The organism is Mesorhizobium sp. BR1-1-15, assembly GCF_020165475.1.
Classification (GTDB): Bacteria; Pseudomonadota; Alphaproteobacteria; order Rhizobiales; family Rhizobiaceae; genus Mesorhizobium.
In genome coordinates, this window is record NZ_JAIUIF010000002.1 from 245,034 (window position 1) to 267,516 (window position 22,483).

At 64.6% G+C, this 22,483-nt stretch carries 24 protein-coding genes; 2 read left to right on the forward strand and 22 right to left on the reverse strand.

What is annotated here, in order from left to right; genetic code table 11:
* Nucleotides 1–66 precede the first annotated feature (66 nt).
* From LB541_RS04840 to LB541_RS04945, 22 genes are all read right to left on the reverse strand, one after another.
* Complete coding sequence (locus tag LB541_RS04840) at nucleotides 67–654, reverse strand: transglycosylase SLT domain-containing protein (protein ID WP_181165242.1); 588 nt, start codon at nucleotides 652–654, stop codon at nucleotides 67–69.
* The gene (locus LB541_RS04845; protein WP_140650215.1) at nucleotides 584–1,951 is read right to left on the reverse strand and encodes a flagellar hook-length control protein FliK; all 1,368 of its coding nucleotides are present in this window, start codon (nucleotides 1,949–1,951) and stop codon (nucleotides 584–586) included. Before LB541_RS04845 ends, LB541_RS04840 begins: the two co-directional genes overlap by 71 nt.
* The gene (locus LB541_RS04850) at nucleotides 1,948–3,312 is read right to left on the reverse strand and encodes a chemotaxis protein MotC (RefSeq protein WP_140650217.1); all 1,365 of its coding nucleotides are present in this window, start codon (nucleotides 3,310–3,312) and stop codon (nucleotides 1,948–1,950) included. The genes LB541_RS04845 and LB541_RS04850 overlap by 4 nt, the downstream gene beginning before the upstream one ends.
* Nucleotides 3,309–4,643, reverse strand: a complete 1,335-nt coding sequence (locus LB541_RS04855; protein ID WP_140522326.1) for a MotB family protein — start codon at nucleotides 4,641–4,643, stop codon at nucleotides 3,309–3,311. The genes LB541_RS04850 and LB541_RS04855 overlap by 4 nt, the downstream gene beginning before the upstream one ends.
* Nucleotides 4,640–5,260 carry a hypothetical protein gene (locus tag LB541_RS04860; RefSeq protein ID WP_140496224.1) on the reverse strand — a complete coding sequence of 207 codons (621 nt, stop codon included), beginning with the start codon at nucleotides 5,258–5,260 and terminating at the stop codon, nucleotides 4,640–4,642. Before LB541_RS04860 ends, LB541_RS04855 begins: the two co-directional genes overlap by 4 nt.
* 3 nt (nucleotides 5,261–5,263) lie before the next feature.
* On the reverse strand, nucleotides 5,264–6,913 hold the full coding sequence (gene fliF / locus LB541_RS04865) for a flagellar basal-body MS-ring/collar protein FliF (protein ID WP_140496223.1): 1,650 nt from the start codon (nucleotides 6,911–6,913) through the stop codon (nucleotides 5,264–5,266).
* A 124-nt stretch (nucleotides 6,914–7,037) separates the two neighbouring features.
* Nucleotides 7,038–8,102 (reverse strand): flagellin, encoded by a 1,065-nt coding sequence (locus LB541_RS04870; protein WP_140513641.1) that lies wholly within the window; start codon nucleotides 8,100–8,102, stop codon nucleotides 7,038–7,040.
* Nucleotides 8,103–8,365: 263 nt separating this feature from the next.
* The gene (locus LB541_RS04875; RefSeq protein WP_140496221.1) at nucleotides 8,366–9,364 is read right to left on the reverse strand and encodes a flagellin; all 999 of its coding nucleotides are present in this window, start codon (nucleotides 9,362–9,364) and stop codon (nucleotides 8,366–8,368) included.
* Between the two features lie 214 nt (nucleotides 9,365–9,578).
* On the reverse strand, nucleotides 9,579–10,310 hold the full coding sequence (fliP, locus tag LB541_RS04880; RefSeq protein WP_140513640.1) for a flagellar type III secretion system pore protein FliP: 732 nt from the start codon (nucleotides 10,308–10,310) through the stop codon (nucleotides 9,579–9,581).
* On the reverse strand, nucleotides 10,307–10,741 hold the full coding sequence (locus tag LB541_RS04885) for a flagellar basal body-associated FliL family protein (protein ID WP_263483070.1): 435 nt from the start codon (nucleotides 10,739–10,741) through the stop codon (nucleotides 10,307–10,309). The genes fliP and LB541_RS04885 overlap by 4 nt, the downstream gene beginning before the upstream one ends.
* An 81-nt stretch (nucleotides 10,742–10,822) precedes the next feature.
* Nucleotides 10,823–11,527, reverse strand: coding sequence for a flagellar basal body L-ring protein FlgH (flgH, locus tag LB541_RS04890; protein ID WP_140496218.1), 705 nt, complete (start codon nucleotides 11,525–11,527; stop codon nucleotides 10,823–10,825).
* Nucleotides 11,524–12,102 (reverse strand): MotE family protein, encoded by a 579-nt coding sequence (locus LB541_RS04895; protein ID WP_181169624.1) that lies wholly within the window; start codon nucleotides 12,100–12,102, stop codon nucleotides 11,524–11,526. The genes flgH and LB541_RS04895 overlap by 4 nt, the downstream gene beginning before the upstream one ends.
* Nucleotides 12,103–12,105: 3 nt before the next feature.
* Complete coding sequence (locus tag LB541_RS04900) at nucleotides 12,106–13,347, reverse strand: flagellar basal body P-ring protein FlgI (protein ID WP_140522322.1); 1,242 nt, start codon at nucleotides 13,345–13,347, stop codon at nucleotides 12,106–12,108.
* Nucleotides 13,344–13,868 carry a flagellar basal body P-ring formation chaperone FlgA gene (gene flgA, locus LB541_RS04905; RefSeq protein ID WP_140496215.1) on the reverse strand — a complete coding sequence of 175 codons (525 nt, stop codon included), beginning with the start codon at nucleotides 13,866–13,868 and terminating at the stop codon, nucleotides 13,344–13,346. The genes LB541_RS04900 and flgA overlap by 4 nt, the downstream gene beginning before the upstream one ends.
* 5 nt (nucleotides 13,869–13,873) lie before the next feature.
* Entirely contained in the window at nucleotides 13,874–14,662 is a 789-nt protein-coding gene (gene flgG, locus LB541_RS04910; protein ID WP_140513636.1) for a flagellar basal-body rod protein FlgG, read from the reverse strand.
* Between the two features lie 11 nt (nucleotides 14,663–14,673).
* Nucleotides 14,674–14,997: a flagellar hook-basal body complex protein FliE gene (locus tag LB541_RS04915; protein ID WP_181168599.1), complete on the reverse strand. Its 324-nt coding sequence runs from the start codon at nucleotides 14,995–14,997 to the stop codon at nucleotides 14,674–14,676.
* On the reverse strand, nucleotides 14,994–15,410 hold the full coding sequence (gene flgC, locus LB541_RS04920) for a flagellar basal body rod protein FlgC (protein WP_140496213.1): 417 nt from the start codon (nucleotides 15,408–15,410) through the stop codon (nucleotides 14,994–14,996). The genes LB541_RS04915 and flgC overlap by 4 nt, the downstream gene beginning before the upstream one ends.
* A gap of 2 nt (nucleotides 15,411–15,412) precedes the next feature.
* A complete protein-coding gene (flgB, locus tag LB541_RS04925; protein ID WP_140496212.1) occupies nucleotides 15,413–15,793 on the reverse strand; it encodes a flagellar basal body rod protein FlgB in 381 nt (126 codons plus the stop codon).
* A gap of 86 nt (nucleotides 15,794–15,879) precedes the next feature.
* Nucleotides 15,880–16,539 carry a hypothetical protein gene (locus LB541_RS04930; RefSeq protein WP_140897297.1) on the reverse strand — a complete coding sequence of 220 codons (660 nt, stop codon included), beginning with the start codon at nucleotides 16,537–16,539 and terminating at the stop codon, nucleotides 15,880–15,882.
* Nucleotides 16,520–17,920 (reverse strand): flagellar protein export ATPase FliI, encoded by a 1,401-nt coding sequence (gene fliI, locus LB541_RS04935; RefSeq protein ID WP_140657408.1) that lies wholly within the window; start codon nucleotides 17,918–17,920, stop codon nucleotides 16,520–16,522. The genes LB541_RS04930 and fliI overlap by 20 nt, the downstream gene beginning before the upstream one ends.
* A gap of 1 nt (nucleotide 17,921) precedes the next feature.
* The gene (flgF, locus tag LB541_RS04940) at nucleotides 17,922–18,644 is read right to left on the reverse strand and encodes a flagellar basal-body rod protein FlgF (protein ID WP_140513633.1); all 723 of its coding nucleotides are present in this window, start codon (nucleotides 18,642–18,644) and stop codon (nucleotides 17,922–17,924) included.
* A gap of 2 nt (nucleotides 18,645–18,646) precedes the next feature.
* Nucleotides 18,647–20,458, reverse strand: coding sequence for a DUF1217 domain-containing protein (locus tag LB541_RS04945; RefSeq protein ID WP_140657410.1), 1,812 nt, complete (start codon nucleotides 20,456–20,458; stop codon nucleotides 18,647–18,649).
* A gap of 157 nt (nucleotides 20,459–20,615) precedes the next feature.
* On the opposite strand from LB541_RS04945, the gene motA reads away from it, so the two are divergent.
* Together motA and LB541_RS04955 are read left to right on the forward strand one after the other, a co-directional pair.
* A complete protein-coding gene (motA, locus tag LB541_RS04950) occupies nucleotides 20,616–21,491 on the forward strand; it encodes a flagellar motor stator protein MotA (RefSeq protein ID WP_140496207.1) in 876 nt (291 codons plus the stop codon).
* Between the two features lie 32 nt (nucleotides 21,492–21,523).
* Nucleotides 21,524–22,471, forward strand: a complete 948-nt coding sequence (locus LB541_RS04955; protein WP_140566253.1) for a FliM/FliN family flagellar motor switch protein — start codon at nucleotides 21,524–21,526, stop codon at nucleotides 22,469–22,471.
* Nucleotides 22,472–22,483: the final 12 nt, after the last annotated feature.

Sequence of the window (22,483 nt, forward strand, 5' to 3'; positions counted from 1 at the left end):
GTCCCGGCCAAGTCGAAGCGCAACGCCGAGACTTTGCGACTGATTGCATGAGATGCAACAATACACTCATGGGTTGCAGAACGTGCGGGCGTTGCCGGTCCATTTGCCGAAGCCGGTGGCCACCATGTTTGATATCACGCGGCAGACATAGACCTTCTGCGCCGGGTCGTTGTCGGGCCCCGCGTGATAGCGGGCGACGGCCATCGACCAGGTCACGTGACGGGCATGAAGGCTGGCCAGGAAACGCGCTGCATAGTCGACGTTCTGACGCGGATCTAGCATGTCCTCGACGCTGCGGAAATGCGCGCCGTGGTAGTGGTGATTGATTTGCATGCAGCCGAGATCGATCAGCGTCTTGCCCTCGCGTCGGGCATTGGCGAAGGTGGCAAGAGCTTCGGCGCGGCTTGTCGGGAAGACTGCTTTTCCTTCTATATTCAATGCGTTGGGCTGCAAGCTTCCCTTCTTGCCGGTCTCGGTCAAGCCGACGGCATAGAGGATGCCGGCCGGCACGCCATAGTGGTCGGCGGCGCGCAGGATCTCCGGTTCGCAAGCATTGGCGGCGGCAGCGGCGGCGCTCGCAAGACTAGATAAAGATATCGCCGCCAGCGCGCTCGCGAGAAGGCGAAGCGGGGCGGCCGTGTGCTTGCGCGTCATCATTGTGTCTTCCGGCGGATTGCTGGCCCGGTTGCTGGCCGCCGGCGCCGCTGTTGCCGCCGCCGGAATTCCCGGGTTGAAAGGACGACTGGTCGCGGCCCGCCGCCGTCTGCAAGGATGCGGTCGCATCAGTGCGGGTCGTTGCGGGGACCGCTACCGAAGGTTGTAGTATCGTGACCTTGTCAACCTCGAAGCCGAGTCCGCGCAGGGACTTGACGATGGCATCGCTATCAGAGGACAGCCGGTGGTAGGCGTCATGTGTTTGAGGCTTCAACTCAATCGAAAGTTGTTCTCCGGAGAGGCGAAGATTGGCGGTGACCATGCCAAGCTCGGCCGGATGAAGTTCGATCTTCAACACATGTGTCGCGGCGGCAACAGGGCCTGTCAGTTGCGCGGTTGCGGAGTGTGTCGAAAGCGTCGTTTTCGGGCCGCCATCGGCTGTTATGGCGCCGATCACGTTGAGGGCGGCCTGGCTCATCGGCGCCTGCGGCGGGGCAGGGAAGCTGCGCTCGGAGACCACGTCGATGCGCCCTGCCGCCGACAGTTGTTTTCCGGGCTCGTGCCGCAACGAGGACTGAACATCGGCCATGGATTTCAGCTGCGGTGCCGCCTGCTTCGGATCCACGCCCGGCACTTCGGCCGGCGCTGTCTGGGGCAGCGGCCCGGCCGCGATCGCATTGTCGCGTTTTGGCGTGCCAGCGGCGTCGTGGACGGTCTGGCCATCGAGCTTGGTCAGCGACCCATCGACGAGCGATGTCCGCTCGGGCTTCGAGATCGGGTCGAGATCGTCATGCCCGGCGGCGGATTTCGGCCGGTAGGCCTTCGGCAGGAGCTGCCCGTCGAGCGCCGGTTCCTGTCCGGTTTCGTTCGTATCGGCCGGTCTGGCCGATGTCGAGAAATGGCGCAGGTCATGGAACGCGATCAGCAACGGCAGATGGTCCTCGAGCGGCGTCGCACCTGTCGCGGCCGCTGCGCCATCGGAGTCCTTGTCCGGCTCGGCGGTCTTGTCGTCCCTGGCCGTTTTCGCGGCCGGCATTCCGCTGGATGGGATCCTTGCCTTGCCAGCCGGCAGTGGCTCGTCCTTCTGCCCGGCAGGACCGGCGGCAAGCCTGCTCCAGCGCTCATCGCGCGATCCGGCCCCGGCTGCCGGATGCTTGTCCGGGTGGGCCGGGCCGGCCTTGTCGTCGAGCATCTTGCCGAAACCCGTGTCGTCATTTTTTCCGGTCGCCGCCGGCTGTTCCGCCGTCGTGCGCGCGGTGGTGATTCCCGGCAGCGCCGGACCGAGGCTGGGGGTCATTTCGGAGCGGCTCCAAGCATCTGGTCGATCAGGTCGAGCTGTCGACGGGTTTTGACCATCGCGGCATCGGTTGGGTCTGACGTGTCGGTGCTGGCCGCGGCCGCCGGCGCCGATGCCGGCAGGACAGTTGCCGCATCGCCCGGAGCCGGCGCGTTCGGCGCAACTGCCACTGTATCGCCGGATGGCGCGACGGCCGGCCGTTCGGAGACAGCACCCTCGACGGGCGGCAATCCGGCGGCGTCGGCCGTCTGCGCGGCGGCAGGCTCGGGCTCGTGCGATGGCATGACCTCTGCAGGTGCCGAGCTGGCGGTCGGGAGGGAAGCGGGCGGTGCCACCACTTCGCCGGCGATGGCCTCGGCGGCGTCGAGCAGCGCGCGGTCGCCGTCCGATAACCGGCTGCGGTCGATCTTGCCCAGCTTGGCGCGCACGTCCTCGATGGTACCCGATGTCACGGTGGACAGGCTTGAGTAGAGCAGGGCGCGCGGATCGCCCTGATTGGTGTTGCCGTCGCGGCCTTGCTCGGCCCGCGCCGAGGCGAAGGCGGACAGTTCGTTCAGGCCGTCGATCGCGGCGCGGCGGGCGATGCGCAGATAAATGACCTTCTCGCGCTCGGGATCCATCATTGAGGTGATATCGGCCAATTTGTCCTGGCTGATCGACATGTGCAGCTCAATCACGCCCGAGACGAAGGAGTCGGCGAACTGGCTGGCATAGGGCGAATAGAGATAGCGCTCGACATATTGTGTGGAGGCAAGCGCAAAGCGCGCCGCGTCGCGCTGCGCGACCGCAATGCCGACCGAGCGGCGCAATGCCGCCTCCTCGACCAGTGTCCCGGGGCCGAGCAATTTCGCCTCGTCGAGCAGCACCAGCGCCGCGGCCGGCTGGTCGCTGGCGAGCAGCGAACCCTTGACCAGGGCAAGGAAGGCGCCGAGGTCGCTGGGCTCCGCCATCGGATCGACCGGCTTCAAGGCTTCGATGGCCTCGGCGGGGCGGCCGTTCAGGTAATCGATGACGCCCCTGGCAAGGGCTAGGTCCCGCGCATCGGCGGTGGCGCGCGACACGGCCGCCTCGACGGTCACCGGGTTGCCGCCGCTCATGCCGTAGACCAGCAGCGCGCGAAAATTCTTCGGATCCCTGAAATCGTCCTTGTCCGCCTCGCGCAAGCGCGTATCGATCATCTCCAGCAGCTTGGACTGCATCGGCAGCGCGGCGTGGTCGCCGACGGCGATACGGTCCTGAATAAGCTGCAGCGAGCGCACCAGCTGATAGGGTTGCAACGAATCCTGCGCGAGGGCGGCCGTAGGCTGGCCGGCCAACAGCAAAAGGCCCATCAAGCGGCTGGTGAAGACCGCCCGCCTCATCCGCCGGTCGCCATCAGTATCTCGATGCGGCGGTTCACCGCCGACAGCGGATCGGCGGGGTCCTTCGGCTGGCGGTCGGCGAAGCCGGCGACTTCGGTGATGCGGCGCTCGTCGACGCCGCCGCGCACCAGCATGTAGTACGCCGAATGCGCGCGCGCCGTCGACAGCCGCCAATTGTCGTAGCCGGCGCTGCGGAACGGCCGCGCGTCGGTGTGGCCGTTGATGCTGATCGTGCCCTTCTGGCTGTTGACGATGCGGCCGATCTTTTCCATCGCGAGCACCAGCTCACGGCGCGGCATCGCGGAGCCGACCTCGAACATGCCGAAGTCAAGCTGGTCGGTGATCGAGATGAGGACGCCCTTGTCGGTGGCTTCGACCGAGACGCCGTCGTGCAACTTGTCGCCAGGTTTGAAGGCCTCGGCCAGCTGCTGCCTGACATCGGCCGCAGCCTTAAGCGCGGCCGCGCCCGGCTTCTTTTCGCCGGCATCGGGCTTGGCCGCCTCCTGGGCGGCGGCAACCTTGGCGTCCGCGGGCCCGGCGGCGCCGGCTTTCGCATCACCCGCCTCGGCGATTGCCGTTGTGGCCTTGCCGTCCTTTGCCAGAGGTTCAAGCGGCGCCGCGATGACCGGCGGCGCAGGCGGCACGGCCTTGACCTTGGCGACCTGCGCCTCGGCGGCCTTGTCGCCGGGCTTCACCGGATCACCTTCGATCCTGGCGCGCTGCGCGCTGGCCTCGGCGCCCGGCGAGGCCACCTGCTGAGACCAGAAATCAGGCTCGAACGGATCGCGATAGGAGGCGCCGCCGGAAGCGCCCGTTGCCGGGCCGGCACTCTGCGCGCCGCCATCGCCCTTCTGGCTGACGTTCTGCATGATGCCGGTGTTGGTGGCGATTTCCGAAAGCACCGCGTAGGGATCGGCGAACAGGTGTTCGTCGGACTGCTCGGACTGCTGCGGCTCCTGCTTTTCCTTTTTGGGATCGGATGAACCCGCGCCGCCGGCTCCATCCTGTCCGGCCTTGGTGGCCGCCTCTTCCGGATTGTCGGCGGTCAGCCCGATGGCGCGCGGACCGTCGCCGAGATCCTCCAGGCCCTTGCGGCTCGACGTGCGGTCGACCAGCTTGACCGGATTGAAATAGCTGGCGACCGCCGCCTTGGTCTGTTCGTTGGCGGCGTTGATCAGCCACATGACCAGGAAGAAGCACATCATGGCCGTCATGAAGTCGGCGAAGGCGATCTTCCAGACGCCACCGTGATGGCCCTCCTCGTGGTCGTCATGGCCACGACGCACGATGATGATCTCGTGCCTGGCCTGATCGGCATCGGCGACGCTCATGCCAACACCTGGGAGAGCGTTGCCGACCATTCGGCCATGCGCGTCTCGAACACCGCTTCGTCGATGGAGACCGTGAGATCGAAGCCGGGAGCTTCGATGAAGTCGAGATTGGCGGCGCGCGCTCCGAGCGATGCCTTCAGCGCTTCGAAAAGGGAAAGCGGGCCGCGAACGACTATGCGCACCGCTTCGCCATCGCCGACCGCTTCGCGGACCGCACCGGCAAGCGCTTCAAGCGAGCGCTTTTGCAGGTCGTCACTGACGATGCCGCCGATGATGCGGGCGACCGTGGCGGCGACGAGGTCCGTCACGCGCGCCTCCATGGCATCGATGCGCAGCGAGACCGCCTCGCCGACATCGCCGCCGAAGCTCTCGAGAAAGGCCTTCGCTTCCTCGGCATTCGCCCGGCGTTCAGCGTCCATCGCTGCTTCGTGGGCAGCCGCAAGCCGCTCGCCAAGCGCCGCCTCCGCCTGGGCGACCGCTTCGGCGATCAGCGTGCCGATATCGGCTTGCGGCGCGGCTGCTTCCGGCTCGTGCTCGGCGGCGGCCCTCGGCTGGCTGACACGTTGCGGGCGCGGGCCGAAATCCGGCAGGAGATCGAAAAGGGCTAGGGAAGGCATGGACTACACCGCGACTTCCTGGGCCGCCCATTTGCGCAGGATCTGCGCTGTGCGCTCCTCGTTGAGGTCGACCATGCGGGCAAGCCGCTCCTGCGGCGCAGGCCTGATCTTCTGGCGCAGGTCGTCGAGCGGCGTGGAACCGGCGCGCACGCCCGGCAACGCGCCGACGGCCGAGCCGGCTTCGGCGGAAGCCGTGCCCTCCGGCGTCGGCAGCGAGCGCTGGACCTCGTCGAAATTGGGACCCGCTATGGCCGGCGTGGCCTTTGCTGTCAGGGCCGCCGCCATCGGGCGCAGGCCGAAGAAGGCCACCAGGAACACCACGACGATGAAGGCGCCGGCATTGATCAGCGTGCCGGCATGCTGGCCGACGGAATCGAGCATTCCGGCTTGCGGGACCGCCTCGCCGTCGAGCCCGTCGATGAACTCGACCGCCGAGACGTCGATGACATCGCCGCGCTTGTCGTCGAAGCCGGTGGCAGAGGTCACCATCTTCTGGATGTCGGCGACGCGCTTGGCGATCTGTTCGGGCGTGGCGTCCTTGCCCAGGATCGCCTTCAGCCGATCCTGGTTGACGACCACGGCGATGGACATCTTGGTGACGCTGTAGCCGTTGGAGACGGTGGCGATCTTCTTGGAGTTGATCTCGTAGTTGGTGATCTCTTCCCTGCGGTCGTTCTGGGAGGAGGATTGCGGACCCTCGGTGGCGGTCGTCTGCGTCTCGGGCAGGTTCTGCTCGACGCTGGCCGGCGTTGAGGCCTGCTTCTGGTTGTTGTTCTCGTTGGCGCGCACCGACTGCACCGAACGCTCGACGCGCGACTCCGGATCGAAGATCGTCTCCTCCGTCTGGCGGGTATCGGTGTTGACGTCGGCCTTGACGCTGGCGCGGAAATTGTCCGGGCCGAGATACGGGGTGAGGGCGCGCCGGATGTTGTCGCCGATCTGCGCCTCGACGGTTTGTTCGACGCCAAGCGTGCGGGCGGCACTTGTGTTGGAGGGATCATCTCCCGCCGCCAGCAGATTGCCGTTGGAATCGAGCACCGTCACCTTGTCGGCCGACAGGCCGGGAACGGCGGCGGCGACGAGATGGCGGATCGACATGGCGCTTTTCTCGGCGTCGATGCCGGCGTAGCGGATGACGACCGACGCGGAGGGCTGCTGCTCGTCGCGGCGGAAATTGGCACGCTCGGACATAACGATATGGACGCGCGCAGCCTTGACGCCCGCGATCGACTGGATGGTGCGCGATATTTCGCCCTCCAGCGCGCGCACACGCGTGATCTGCTGCATGAAGGAGGTCAGGCCGAGCGAGCCGACATTGTCGAACAGTTCATAGCCGGCATTGGCGCTGGTCGGCAGGCCCTTTTCGGCAAGCAGCATGCGGGCCTGCGCGGTGGTGCCGGCCGGGACCAGGACCGAGGTTCCGTCGGAGCCGACGTCGAAGCCGATGCCGGCCTCGCCCAGCACGAGGCCGATCTGGTTCACGTCGGCGCGGTCGAGCCCGACATAGAGCGTGTCGTAGGCCGGACGGTTGAGATAGACGGAAGCGACACCGATGACGCTCATCACCAATGCGGCGATGCCCGCCAGCATGGCCAGGCGCTTCACGCCAAACCCGCGGAGATTCGCGATGATGCTCTGGATCTGTTCCGGCACGGTCGACTACTCCCAGCATGACTGTCCGCTGGAACACTAGCCCTCGAAGCTTGTGCGAAAATGAAATCGGGCCGCGCTCGGCGCGCGGCCCGTCAACCTTGAGGTGAAGACGTCGAGTGGGCGGTCAGCTCTTGAACAGCGACAGGATCGACTGCGAGGAACTGTTGGCGATCGACAGCGACTGGATGCCAAGCTGCTGCTGCACCTGGAGCGCCTGAAGGCGGGTCGATTCCTTGTTCATGTCGGCGTCGACGAGCTGGCCGACACCGCGGTCGATGGAGTCCATCAGGCTCTGCGTGAAGGTCTTCTGCAGGTCGATGCTGCTCTTGGCCGAACCGAGGATGGTGGCGGAATCGGTCAGCTGGCTCATGACGTTGTCGATCTTGGTGATCATCTGGGTGATGATGTCGTCGGTCACGCCTGCCGCAGTGATGTCGAGATTGTAGGCGGAAATATTGTCGACCTTGGTAACCGCCCCCGCCGCTGTCTGGCCGGCGGTGTTGGCTGCGATATCCGTTGATCCACCCGCGATCGATGCCGCATAGGCGGTGTCATAGAGGGTCTGCGCGGCCGCGGTCGAATAGACCGATGTCTTGCGGTCGAGAATGCCCTGGTTCTTGACCTCGCCGGCGAGACCGGAATCGAAAAGCTTGGTGCTCTCGACATCGATGTCAATCGTCCCGAGTTGGACGGCGCCGGACGAGGTGCGGTTGAACGAGGACACGATCTTGGAGTCGGGCTGGACGCCGTCATTGGCGGCCGACACCTGCTTGGAGATCACCGACAGGAAATTCGAACCGGAGAAGGTGGCGGCGTCGGCAAAGGATTTCATCTGCGCCTGAAGCGCCGTGATTTCGGTCTGCGTCTTTGCCTTGGCGGCATCCGTCTGGCCGACGGTCGAAAGCAGCTTGGTTTTGATCTTGCCGATCGTGTCCAGCACATTGTTCATGCCGGTATAGGCGGTGTCGACCTTCGAGGCGCCGAGGCCGAGCGCATCCTGCACGGTCGAGAGCGCCTGGTTGTCGGAGCGCATGGTGGTGGCGATCGACCAGTAGGCGGCGTTGTCGGAGGCCTCGGAGACGCGATAGCCCGTCGAGACGCGGGCCTGTGTCTGCTCGAGCGACTTGTTGGTGGCGTTGAGGCTTTGAAGTGCAGTCAACGCCGCAGCGTTCGTCATGATGCTCGCCAAGAAACTCGCTCCTTCTCTAAGCCGGCATGCCCACAGGCCTGGTCGGCCTGCCCATCGGCTGCGATCGTGCCGGTCGGGCCGATTCGACAACCTGTCGTAAGCTATTGGTTAACCATAGCTAGCGCGATATGGTTAACGCCCTGTTAAAAGTCAGCTTTCGACAGTTAAGGAACGAGGATTGCGCGGGGCTGGAGCAAACGCAATCGGGCCGCGCTTTTGGCGCGGCCCGATATCTTGGTGCTGTTCGTGGATGGTGAAGGCGATCAGCCGCGGAAGAGCGACAGGATCGACTGCGACGAACCGTTGGCGATCGACAGCGCCTGGATGCCGAGCTGCTGCTGAACCTGCAGGGCCTGGAGGCGGGTCGATTCCTTGTTCATGTCGGCATCGACGAGCTGGCCAACGCCGCGGTCGATGGAGTCCATCAGGCTCTGCGTGAAGGTCTTCTGCAGGTCGATGCTGCTCTTGGCGGCGCCGAGCGTGGTGGCGGCGTTCGTCATGTCCTTGAGCGCGGCGTCGACGACGTTCATCATCCCCGAGATCTGGTCGTCGCTGAAGCCTTTGCCCGTTGCGGAGTCGAAGATCTTCAGGCTGGCGACCGAATAGGTGTCGCCGGCCGCAACGGTAGCACCAGCAGCCGGAGTAGCCGCCGTGGCGGTGACGCTGCCGTCGGTGCCCAGACGCGCGGCGTCGAGGATGCCCTTCGCGGTGCCGGCCGTGGTACCCGCCTCGTACAGCTTGGTGCTTTCCACGTTGACGTCGATCGTCGAGATCGATACCGCGCCGGAAGCGTCACGGTTGAAGGCCGAAACGATCTTGATGTCCGCCACGGACGTGCCCGTGCCGCTGTCCACGGACAGCATGTTGGTGCCGGAGAAGCTGGCGCCGTCGGCATAGGCCTTCAGCTGCTTCTGAAGGGCGGCGATTTCGGTCTGGGTCTTTTCCTTGTCGGCATCCGTCTGGCCGTAAGAGGCGGTCAGCTTGGTCTTGATCTGGTTGATGGTGTCGATCGCGCTGTTCATGCCGGTGTAAGCGGTATCGACCTTCGAGGCGCCGAGGCCGAGCGCGTCCGAAACGGTCGACATCTGCTGGTTGTCGGAACGCATCGTGGTGGCGATCGACCAGTAAGCAGCGTTGTCCGAAGCCTGGGAAACGCGATAGCCCGTCGAAATGCGGGCCTGGGTGGTTTCGAGGTTCTTGTTGGTGGCGTTCAAGCTCTGCAGCGCGGTCAGCGCCGAGGCATTGGTCATGATACTGGCCATGTCTACTCGTACCTTACTTTTTACAGGTGTTTTTTGACATACCGGATTGGCCGGTATGACGGAGCGGCATCATGCCAATGATCTGTCTGAGACCCGATCACCCGCCATCTGCGGGGAATATGGCGGCAAGTCCCTACCAAAGGACTAAACCGGACGGTTAATCGAAAAATATTGTCGAAAAAAACGGGAGGGCGCGGTTCGGCGCCGGGCGCGATCAGTTGAAGGAGCGCACCAGGCTGCCGACGAGCAGGTTCCAGCCGTCGATCAGGACGAAGAACAGGATCTTGAAGGGCAGCGACACCACCGTCGGCGGCAGCATCATCATGCCCATCGCCATTGTGATGGTGGCGACGATCAGGTCGATGACCAGGAACGGCAGCACGATCAGGAAGCCGATCTCGAAGCCGCGCCTGATCTCGGAGATCATGAAGGCGGGCACCAGGATGCGCAGGTCGACGGTTTCCTTCGCAACGGTCTGGCCGCGTTCGCGCGCGAGGTCGGCGAACAGGTCGAAGTCCTTGTCGCGCACATTGTGCAGCATGAAGGTGCGGAAGGGATCGGAAATCTTCTCGAAAGCCTCGGTTTGGCTGATCTGGTTGTCCATCAGCGGCTTGACGCCGGTATTCCAGGCCTGGTCGAAGGTCGGCGCCATGACATAGAAGGTCATGAACAGCGACAGCGAAATGAGGATAAGGTTCGCCGGCGTCGACTGCAGGCCGATGCCGGCGCGCAGGATCGAGAAGGCGATGACGAAACGGGTGAAGCTTGTCACCATGATCAGCAGGCCCGGCGCCACCGAAAGCACGGTGAGCAGGCCGAACATCTGGATGATGTAGCCAACGGTGGTGCCGTCGGCCTTGCCGATGCCGCCGAGGTCCAGTTGCTGGGCCGTCGCGATCGATGTGGCGGCGCCGAGCAGCGCCGCGGCAAGAAGAAATTTCTTCATTCGAGCAGCAACGTCCTGATGAGTACCTGCTTGGCATGCCCCTGGCTGCGGATCGAGGCGCGCTCCTCGATATCGGCCTTCAGGTGCTGATAGCCGCTGGCGCCTTCTATCTGGTGCATCTTCAGGGTGCGCACGAAGGCCAGAAGATCCTGATGGATCTCATCCGACATTGCCGGCGGCTGCGGCGCGTCGTAGACCACCGACACCTCCATCCTGATCCAGGTCTCGGCGGGCGAGGCGATGTTGGTGGTGATCGGCGCCAGCGCGACGAGTGACGGTCCCGTGCCGGGCTCTTGCGCGTCGGCGGGCTTGGGTACCTTGCCCTCGTTTTCCGGCGCGACGGGTACCGATGCCGGTGCCCCCACACCCTTGAGATAGCCGCCGGACAGCCAGCCCATGCCGATGGCGGCAGCCGTCACCAGGAGCAGCATGGCGCCCTGGACGGCAAGGGAAGGACCCTTGCGAGACGGAACCTGTTCGACGCTGGCCACGGTGCTGCGGTCTCCAATGCCCTAGAACGGAAGAACCTGGTCGAGGATCTGCTGGCCGTAGGCCGGCTGCTGGACCTCGCTGACGCGGCCGCGGCCGCCATAGGAGATGCGCGCCTCGGCGATGCGTTCGTAGGAGATGGTGTTCTCCGCGCCGATATCCGACGGGCGCACCATGCCGGCGATGGTGAGCACCCTGAGCTCATAATTGACACGCACTTCCTGCGAGCCCCTGATCATCAAATTGCCATTGGGCAGGACTTCGGTGACGACGGCAGCAACGTTGAGCTCCAGGTTCTCCGAGCGCTTGATCTCGCCGTCCGCATTGGTTTCGGTGCTGGAGCTCAGGCCGGCGTCGCCCTTGCCGCTCGTGCTCTTGTCTTCCCATCCGAGCGTGACGTCGTAACCCAGCTTGCGCGAGGCGGTGCGGCTCCTGTCGTTCTGGTTCTTGAAGTTGGCCTTGTCGTTGAGCTTGATCCTGACGGTGAGAATGTCGCCTTCGCGCAACGCCCTGGGATCGGTGAACAGCCGGCTCTGGCGATCGTCCCACAGCGAGAATTTCTTGACCGGCGCCGCAGGCGGCTCGGGATAGCTGTAGGGCGAAGCTCCTTCATTGCCGATGCCGGAACCGACCGGCGACAGGGAAGGCTCCCTGCCGATCTCCTTGAGATTGGTGCCGCAGCCGGACAAAGCTGCGACCGCGCACAGGATAAGCGTTCTGCGGATCATGACGGATCTACCCTTCGGGCTGCGCTGGCCATGATGCCGGTGAGCGTCGCCGCCGCCTTCTGGTCCATTTCGTTGAGGATGACGCCGGCCTTGCGCGAATCCAGCTTCATCAGGATGGCCGCGGCGAGATCGGCATTGACGATGGCCAGGCGCTCGGCCGCCGCGTCGGGCTTCATGCCGGCATAGATCTTGACGACGCTGTCCTCGGCCCGGGCCAGGAACACCTCGCGCCGCTTCAGCCAGGTCTCGTATTCGGCCCGCTTTTCGTCCAGTGCCTTCATGCGTTGGTCGATGCCGGCCTGGAGCTGTTTCAACTCCTCCGCCTGCAACACGTAGCGGCGATCGCGGGCGGCGTCGGCTATGTTGGAGCAGAAGCGCTCGATCTCGCTTTGGTCGGGAGCCTTCTCCCGGGCCAACAGCTGCGGCGCGGGTGCGGGCGGCGCCCCCGGCAGGACCTGGCGGACGGCTTCCTCGGCATGCACGCCGCTGGAAAAGGCCGCCAGAGCGCAGGCCGCGAACAGGATCGCGGCGGGGCGGCGTCCTTGATGGAATGAGAGGGAGGAGATCATCGGCATCGCCTATTGGAGAACCAGGTCGGCCTGCAGGGCGCCGGCCGACTTGATGCCTTGCAGGATGGCAATGATGCCGTCGGGCTTCACGCCGAGGCGGTTGAGACCGGAAACAAGGGTTTGCAGGTCGGGGCCGTCGAGCACGGCGACGCGTGCGTCGGGCCGGCTGGCGTCGATGGCGGTAAACGGCTCGACGGCGGTTTCGCCCTTGGAGAAGGGTTCGGGCTGCACGACGCGTGGTGCTTCGGTGATGCGCACCGTCAGCGTGCCGTGGCTGATGGCCACGCGCGAGATCTTGACGTCGTTGCCGATGACTATGGTGCCGGTGCGCTCATCGATGACGACGCGGGCCGGCGTATCGGATTCGACCACCAGGTTCTCGATCTCAGCGTAGAAGCGGGCCGCCGAGACGCTTTTCGGCCGTCTGATCTGCACGGTGCGGGAATCGCGCTCGGCCGCCACGCGCATGCCGAAGCGCTGGCTGGTGTAGTCATTGATCGCGTCGGCGATGCGAATGGCGGTCGAGAAATCGGGATTGCGCAGCTGCAGCGTCAGTATCGGCTGGTCATCGAACTCGGCCTTCACGGCACGCTCGATGATGGCGCCGTTCGGCACGCGGCCCGCGGTCGGGACGCCTTGCGTCAACTGCTCGGCCTGACCCTGGGCGGTGAAGCCCGAAACGATGACCGCGCCCTGGCCGACGGCATAGATTTCGCCGTCCGCCGCCTTCAGCGGCGTCATGATCAGCGTGCCGCCGGCGAGCGAGGTGGCGTCGCCCATCGAGGAGACATCGATGTCGATGCGCGCGCCCGACTGTACGTAGGGCGGCATGTTGGCGGTGACGATGACGGCGGCGACGTTCTTGGCGCGCGCTCTGCCGCCTTCGGTGGCGATGCCGAGATTCTCCAGCATGGCGCGAATCGACTGTTCGGTGAACGGCGAGTTGCGCAGGCTGTCGCCCGATCCGGCGAGGCCGATGACTAGGCCGTAGCCGACGAGCTGGTTGTCGCGCGAACTTTGCAGCTGCGCGATGTCCTTGATGCGCGAGGCGACCTGGCCCGGCGGCAGCGAGCTTGGCCCGGGCGAGACGCGGAACATGCGCGTGGTGGTGGCCGGATCATATTCAGGATCGTCATAGACGCCGCCATTCCTGGCGGCGAGTTCGCGCTTGGCCTTGGGCGTGAGGCCGTCGGCCAAGGCAGGCTGCAGGCCGAGCGCGGCCGCAAGCAGAAGAGCAAGCGGACGCATCATGAAGCGCTGACCTGGATGGTTCCGTCAGCCATCACCGTGCCGGAGAGAATTTTCCCGCTGTCGCTGTTGCGAACCTTGATGAGATCGCCGGCCGAGCCTGGCTGCAAGGTCACGGCGGTGGCCGATATCGTCAATCCGCCGGCGATGAAGAAGACCTGCACGGCTGCGCCCTGCTCGACCAGCCAGGCGTCGCGAATGGCGGCGGCGGGGATGTAGCGGCCGGGCAGCAGCGTGCGCTTGGCGATCTTGCCCTGGAGTTCCTCGGCAAGGGTCGCCACCGCGTCGGGCTTGTGCTTGCCGGGGATGAGGGTCACCTGCTTGAGGGCCGCGAGCTCGATGGTCTCGCCGGGATAAATGACCCGGTTTGGGATCAGCACGACCTCGCCGGCAGGCTGGCTGCTGGCGATCTGCGTTGCCGACCGGTTGGCCGCGTCCTGCGCGAAAGCCGGCATGCCGCCGGTCACCAGCGCAAGGACGAGCGCGGTGCGGCGGAACGCGGAGCAGGAGACCGGACCGGCCATTGTCGTTACCTGATGTTCTTGGAGACGACCGAGGCCATGTCGTCGGCGGCCTGGATGACCTTGGAATTCATCTCATAAGCGCGCTGCGCCGAGATCAGTTCGGTAATTTCCTTGACCGGGTCGACGTTGGAGGCCTCAAGATAGCCTTGCTGGATGGTGGCGAAGCCGGGATCGCCGGGCACGCCGGCATTGGCCGGGCCAGAGGCGGTCGTTTCCTGGAACAGATTGTCGCCGAGCGGCGCCAGTCCCGCTTCGTTGGCGAAGTTGACGATCTGGAGCTGGCCGAGATTCTGCAGGTCGGTCTGGCCATCGATGCGGGCGAAGACCTGGCCCGTCTTGTTGACGATGACCTCGACGGCGTCGACCGGGACGTTGATCGCTGGAATGACGCTGGCGCCGTCCACCGTCACCAGCTGGCCTGTGGCGTTGGTGTTGAAGGCGCCGGCGCGGGTGTAGAGCGTGCCGCCATCGGCGCCTTCGATCTGGAACCAGCCCCTGCCGGTGAGCGCCATGTCGAAACTGTTGCCGGTGCTGGTCAGTTCGCCCTGGGTGTGGACGTTGCGCACGGCGGTGGTCTTGACGCCGAGGCCGATCGAGACGCCCTCCGGCACCAGCGAAGCGTTGGAGCGGTTGGGCACGCCTTGCGTGCGGTCGACCTGGTAGAGCAGGTCGGAGAATTCGGCCCGCGCCCGCTTGTAGCCGGTGGTGTTGATGTTGGCGATATTGTTGGCGATGACTTCCAGATTGGTCTGCTGGGCGTTCATGCCGGTGGCGGCGATGGCGAGTGCTTTCATGGCCGAACTCCTCAGATGCCCATGCGGCTGACTTCGAGATAGGCCGAAACGACCTTGTCGCGGATGGCGACGGCGGTCTGCAGCGCCTGCTGGGCGCTCATCACGGCATCGACGACCTGACGGGTGTCGGCGTCGCCCTTGAGCGCCTGGACCGAGACCTGCTCGGCGTTCTGCAGCGTGTTGACGGTCTTTGTGGCCGCCTGGCTCAGCGCCTCGGCGAAGGAGGTGCCGAGGTTGCCTGCGGTCGCGGGCGCAACGCCGCCCTGAAGCAGCTCAGTCGCCGTGTCGCCAAGTCCAGGCTTCAGGTTTAGCGCGCCGATGCCGTTCACGATCATTGGTTCCTCATCAGGTCGATGGTCATTGAAATGAGATCGCGCGCCTGCTTCACGACTTGCAGGTTGGCCTCGTAGGAGCGGTTGGCCTCGGTCATGTCGGCCATTTCGATCAGCACGTTGACGTTGGGCATCTTGACGTAGCCCTTGTCGTCGGCGGCCTCGTTGCCGGGCTGGAATTCCACGGGAAAATCGCTGGGATCGCGGTCGATCGAGTTCACTTCGACCGTTGAGCTGCCAGTGGTCCGGTCGAGCTCCGAGACGAAGCTGATGGTCTTGCGGCGATAGGGGTCGGAGCCGGGGGTGGTGCCGGTCGACTGGGCATTGGCGAGGTTTTCGGAAACCACGCGCAGCCGCTCCGACTGGGCGCCGAGGCCGGAGGCTGCTACTTTGAGGGCTGCTGTGAGCGCGTCCATGGTCAGCTCTTCACCGCCATCATCATCATCGAATGGAATGCCTTGACGATTGCCGTGTTGAGCTCGAAGGAGCGGCGCACCTCACCGGCCTTGAGAAGCTGGTCCTCGAGCACGACGGTGTTTTTGGACGGCATGACGACGCCGTCGTCTTCCTGTGGCTTGATCGCGAAACCGGCATTGGTCGCGGCGCTGCCGAGGTGTCCGGCCTGTGTCGTCTGCAACGACACCGCCGCGCGGTCGAGCACCTTTTCGAACGGCTCGACATCGTTTGCCGTATAGCCCGGCGTGTTGGCGTTGGCGATGTTGCCGGCGACCGCCGACTGACGCACGGCCAGCCATTGCGCCTGCTTGGCGGCGAGATCGAAAAGAGAAACGGGCTCCATGGGAATCTCCGGGCGTGTGCCCAAAGACTAGGCCGCCAGTCTTGCGCGGACCTTGCGGGCGGACGCAACCGGCAAGCGCGGCGAACTTATCTGGAAAGCTCGATCACCTGGTTGGCACTGGTGACCATCACCCATTTGCCGTTGCGTTGCTCGATCGACGACACCTTGTTGGAATCCGGCAGTATCGAGCCGCGCTGGACCATCCACAGCCCGGTGTCGTCCTCGATCATGGCGCGGCCATTGGCGACGTGGACCATGCGGAATTTGGTGACGTCGGCCGGAAAGGGCTGGTCATCTGGCGCCGGGGCGGCGCTGGGATAATCCTGCACGGTTCCGGTGGCAAGCAGGTCGATATTGGCATTCGGAACGTCCTTGGCCGTCAGCGTCGCGCTGCGCTCGGCAACCACGCCGCCGCCCTCGCGTCCAGAATTGGTGCCGGTGCCGCCGAACTTGATTGCCTGGACGCCGAACTGTTCCTGATTGAAGAAGATATACCAGGGGAACAGCGCGCAGATCAGGCCGAGCGTGATGCCGAGCGCGGCGATGACGAAATCGCTGCGCCGGCCGGCCTTCTTGCCCAGCCTGGGAAACGCGGTCTTGGGCGGCTGCGGCCATTGCGGCGCCGCGAAGAGCCCGTCGATGGCCGAGTTGCGGCTGGCTTCGATCTCTTCTTCGGCTTTCGCCTCAGCGATCATTTCGCGCAGGATACGCTCGGTATGCTGGAGCTCAGTCCCCTTGTTCGGCATTCTGCTTTCCCTTGAGATGGCGGGCGAGATCGGAGAACGGATCAGCGGACGGGCGGTCCTTCGGCGATTGCATCAGCGCCTCGTAGATCAGGGGTACCTGGCGCACCGCCATATCGAGTTCCACGTCGGCGCCGCCCTGGTAGGCGCCGAGCAGGCGGATGTCGCGCGTGTCCTCGAAGCGGGAGATCATCGACTTCAGCCGCGTCACCAGCGCGCGCTGCTCGACGCTCCAGGCCTTGCCGGCCAGGCGTGATATGGACGACAGCGGATTGACCGGCGGATAGCGGCCCTGTTCGGCAATCGCGCGGTCGAGCACGACATGGCCGTCAAGGATGCCGCGCACGGAATCGGCCACTGGATCGTTGTGGTCGTCGCCGTCGACCAGCACGGAAATGATCGCGGTGATCGATCCTTTCCCTTCCACTCCCGGCCCGGCGCGTTCGAGCAGCTTCGGCAGCTCGGTGAAAACCGAAGCGGGATAGCCGCGCGCGACCGGCGGCTCACCCGTTCCCGTCGCCACTTCGCGCAGGGCGTGGGCAAAGCGGGTGATCGAATCCAGCACCAGAAGCACGCGGTGGCCCTGGTCGCGAAAATGTTCGGCGACACGCATCGCGGTGTCCGGCGCGCGCCGGCGCATCATGGCGCTTTCGTCGCTGGTGGCGACGACGGCTACGGTCTTGGCCATGCTGTCGCCGATCGTGTCCTCGAGGAATTCGCGGACCTCGCGGCCGCGTTCGCCGATCAGCGCCACAACGACGGTGTCGAAGGCGTCTGCGCCGGCGAGCATGGCCAGCAGCGTCGACTTGCCGACACCGGAACCGGCAAAGACGCCCATGCGCTGGCCGAAACAGAGCGGCGTGAAAATGTCGATGATCTTGACCCCGGTCATGAAGGCGGTGCCGACGCGCTGGCGCGCCATGGCGCCCGGCGTTGCGGCGGCGGCCGACATGCCGTCGCCCCTGACCAATGGCGGACCGCCGTCGATCGCCCGGGTGAGCGCGTCGATCGTGCGGCCGCGCCACGAGGCATGCGGCGCCACGGCGAGCGGACCGCGACGGAAAACGGCGTCGCCTATGCCGGCATCGGCACTGCGTTCGAAGGGGGCCACGACAATCTCGTCGCGGCTGATCTTGACGATCTCGCCGCGGCGCGTGCCGGCATGGCCGCGCTGTTCGACAAGATCGCCCAGCCTGGCGAAATCCGAAAGGCCGCGCACCTTGTAATGCGTCGATGTGACTTCGGTGACGAGGCCGCCGCGTTTGAGCAGTCCCTCGGCATCGCTGAAGCGCCGCCATATCCGCTCCAGCGCGGCAAGCCGGTCTTCCGGCGTTGGCTGGGGCAGTCTTTCGGGTGCGCGCAGGGTTGGCTGGTCGAGCGACATGCTACTTCGAGCCGAGCGTCTTGATCGCCTCGTCGGTTGAGGAATCAGTCTGCCGCATCAGGGCGGCGGTGTTCTCGAAGGCGCGCTGGACCATGATCAGCCGCGTCATCTCCAGCACCGGATTGACGTTGGATTCCTCGACGAAGCCCTGGGCGACGCCGATATCGGCGCGATCGGTCACCGGCTCGGGCGTGCGCGCCGGCACGATGCCGGAATTGCCGTAGCGCACGAAATTCTCACCCGGATCGAAATTGTACAGGCCGATGGAGCCTACCAGCTGATCGTTCTGGCGCAACGATCCGTCGGCTCCGGCCTTGGGCGGGCCGTTGCGGGGGTCGAGCTGGATCGGTGCGCCGCCGGCGTCGAGCACGGGATGGCCCTCGACCGACATCAGCTCGCCATTCTCGTTCATCGAGAAGCGGCCATCGCGGGTCATGACGGTGCCGACCGGCGTCTCGATGGCGAACCAGGCGTCGCCCTGTATGGCGAAATCGAACGGATTGCCGGTCTCGGTCAGGGAGCCATGGGCGCCGGAAAGGTAGGTCTTGCCCGAGGAGGCGAAGGACACGGATTTCGGCCCGGTGCCGGACACCACGTCCTCGAACTTCACGCCGGTGGCGCGAAAGCCGACGGTCGAGGCGTTGGCGACATTGTCGGCGATCGTGTCGAGCCGACGCTCGAGCGCGATCTGCGAGGAAAGGGCGACGTAGAGACTGTCCCGCATGGTCAGAACTTCAACTTCTGCATGGCCATCATCAGGTCGGTGGAGATCCCCGCTGTGACCGGCTTGGCGAAGAGCACGCTGATCGACGACACGGCTGACGAGGTCGGGTGGTTGATCTCGTACATGGAGGTGAAGCGGGTCAGGAACTTGCCGAGCTTTTCGGGGTCGGAGAAATCGGAAATATCGAGCTTCTGCTCGAACAGCTGCGCCTGCTTGTCGACGTCGGCGGTGGCGAAGGAATCGGGCAGGCCGAGCACGGTGCGCACCACACTGGCAAGAGCGGTGTCGGCGAGCACATTATACCAGCTGGTGATATCGGGCGCCTTGCGCTGGAAATAGAGCGCCAGCCGTACGCCCTCGTTGGTTTGGCCGGCATCCTCCTCCAGCGTCTGGCGCATGTATTTGTCGACGGTCGGCTGCTGTGCCGGATTGGTCGTGGTGGCCGCTTCGCCGTATTGTTCGAAGTTGAAGGCGGAGGCGAGCCCGGCATAGGCTTTGTTGGTCATCTTGTTGGCGACGCTGTCGGGGTCGCGGACGCCACCGGCCAGGACGCTGCGGATGAGATCCTTGCTCTCTGTCGCCGGATCGAGCGCGTAGGCCGACAGGGCATAATTGTACAAGCGGCTGTTGGCCATCAGATCGTCGATGGATTTCACGTTCGTGATGTTCGCCAGGTAATATGCGGTCTCCGACTTGATGTAGTCCGCATTCGGCTTGATCAGGCCAAGCGCCGACTCTGTCGTGTAGATTTTCGGCGTATCTTTCAGCACTGCGTCGCGCGTGGTCGTCTGATCGCCATATTGGGCAAAATCGAAGGCCGTGACGAAGTTGGCGTATCGTTTATCGGTCAGCTTGTTTGCAGGGCTGTTGGGATCGCTCACGCCGCCCTCGAGCATGGCGCGGATCTGCCGCGGGGTTTCGGTTGACGCATCCAGTCCATAGGACGCCATGGCGAATGTAAGCAGGCGCTTGTCCGCCATGAGGTCGTCAATCGACTTCACCTTGGAAATGTTTGCCGCGTAGTAGTCGGCCTCGCCCTTGACGTACTGCGCGCTCGGCTTGACCAACGTCAGCCCGGCTCCGGCCATGTAGCCCTTAGGCACCGCCTGCTGGACGTTGTCGCGCGTGGTCGTCTGATCGCCATACTGGGCGAAGTCGAACGCCGAGACGAAGTTGGCGTAACTCTTGTCGGTCAGCTTGTTGGCGGGACTGTTGGGATCGCTGACGCCACCTTCGAGCATCGCCCTGACCGTTGCGGCCGGTTCGGTTTCGGCGTCGAGCCCGAATGCGGCCATCGCGTATGTCAGCAGACGGCTGTCGCCCATCAGGTCGTCGATCGACTTAACCTTGGAGATGTTGGTGACATAATAGGCGGTTTCGCTCTGATAATAAGAGAAGCCCGCCTGCGAGGCGCCGATCTGGACTTGCAGCGCATAGTTGCCGGTCACCAGCTGCTGCGACTTGTTGTAAACGGTGGTATTGGCGCCGTTGGCTGCGAAGTTGAAGGCGCTGACAAATTCGGCGTAGCGCTTGTCGGTCAGCTTGTTGGCGAAACTGTCGGGGTCGGAAACGCCTTCCTTGAGCGCCTTGACCATGAACGCCTTGGCGTAAGCCATGTCCTCCAGGCCGTAGGCCTTCATGGCATATTTGAACAAACGGTCATTGTTGACGAAATCGTCGATCGATTTCACCTTGGTGATGTTGTCCAGATAATATTTGGTGTCGCGATCGACCGCCGGCTGCTTTTCGATGCGGTCGATCGACTTGTCGATGTCCCTAGTGATCAACTGGTAGCTGGTATAGGTACTGAGCAAGGACGCGCCTCCGGCCGAAGCTATGCCAGCACAATAGACTCACTTCCTTGCGCGAAACTGAATCGCGCCGATCGGCTCGATGCCGCTCCGATTCAAGCCTCACACAAGGCACGGGGACTATCCCTTGCAGCTGACTTGAAATGCGGAAGGACCTCTCGTGGGCATTCTGATTGGACTGGTGGTGACGCTCGGCTGCGTCCTTGGCGGCTTCATGGCCATGGGCGGGCATCTGCATGTGCTGATGCAGCCCTGGGAAGCGGTGGTCATCTGCGGCGCCGCACTCGGCACCTTCCTCGTCGCCAATCCGATGAAAACGGTCAAGGACACCGGCAGGGGCATCCTCGAAGCCTTCAAGCAGGCCGTGCCGAAGGAGCAGGATTATCTGGAAACGCTCGGCGTGCTGCACAGCCTGATGCGTGAACTGCGTTCGAAGTCGCGCAGCGAGGTCGAGGCGCATATCGACAATCCCGAGGAATCGGCGATCTTCCAGGCATTCCCCACCGTGCTGAAGAACCACGACCTGACGCATTTCATCTGCGACTATTGCCGGATCATCATCATCGGCAACGCCCGTTCGCACGAGATCGAGGCGCTGATGGATGAGGAAATCCAGACCATCAAGTCCGACAAGATGAAAGCCTACCACGCGCTGGTGGCGGTCGGCGACGGCCTGCCGGCGCTCGGGATCGTCGCCGCCGTGCTCGGCGTGGTCAAGGCGATGGGCGCGCTCGACCAGTCGCCGGAAATCCTTGGCGGCCTGATCGGCGCCGCCCTCGTCGGCACCTTCCTCGGCATCTTCCTGTCTTACGCGGTGGTCGGGCCCGTCGCCACCAAGATCAAGACGGTGCGCGAGAAGAAGAACCGGCTCTACATCATCGTCAAGCAGACGTTGCTCGCCTACATGAACGGCGCCCTGCCGCAGGTGGCGATCGAGTTCGGCCGCAAGACCATATCGTCCTATGAACGGCCGACCATCGACGCCGTCGAGCAGAGCACGATGAACACCGGCTCCGCCGAGAAAAGGGCCGCCTGAGCGATGCGCGACAGATCGGTGCCGACATTGTCATGACCAGTCCCGGCAGTCCCTCACAAGCGCGCTCCCTGATCATCGAGCGCCTGGTCGGCGACAGCGGCGAGGCCGCCCAGGTCATCGGCGCCGGCCGGGGCATGGCAGAGCGCGCTGCGCCGCTGCTGCAGAAGAGCCTGACCAGTGAGCTTGGAGTTCCGGTCACCGTCGATCTCAGGGGGGTCGAGGTCAGCCGCGTCGCGGAGGCCCGCTCCCGTGCCGGCGATACGTTTGCCATGACCATCGTTGCGTCAGCCACGTCCTCCGATGCCATGACCCTGGTGATCGATGCGCCGGCGATCGCGGTCACGCTTTGCACGCTGTTCGGCGGCGACCCGGAGATGCCGGCATCGCCGATAGAGCGTGATCTGTCGCAGATCGAGGTCGATGTTTCGACCATGATGTTCCAGCAGGTCGCGCAGGCACTGAACGGATCGGGACGACGGTCGCTCGACCTGCGCCTGCCAGTGCCGCGGGCGATGTCGGGCACCGAAGCCAAACGACACGTGTTCCGCGACGGCGCTGCAATCCGCATCGTCTTCGGCATCTCGACGCCGGCCGACAGCGGCACCGTCACGGTGACGATGCCGCAGCGTGTCGTGCTGGCCAGCCGAGACAGCGCTGCTGCCGGCGGCGAGAACGATCAGGGCGCCAGCTGGCGCGCGCGCTTTTCGGAAGAAGTGATGCGCTCCACGGTGGCGCTCGAGGCGACCATGCCGCTGGCCCGACTGACGCTCGGCGATCTTGCCGATTTCGAAATTGGCCAGATCATCGAATTCGAGGCGACGGCGCAATCGCAAGCGCGTCTCGGCGCGCGCGGCAAGACGCTGTTCGTATGCGAGTTCGGCAAGCTGGGACAGAATTACACCGTCCGGATCAAGCATCCCTATGATGCCGGACAGGATTTTATCGACGGGCTCATGCCGGCTGGTGCCGGGCACGCCTGAGCTTTTGGAGAC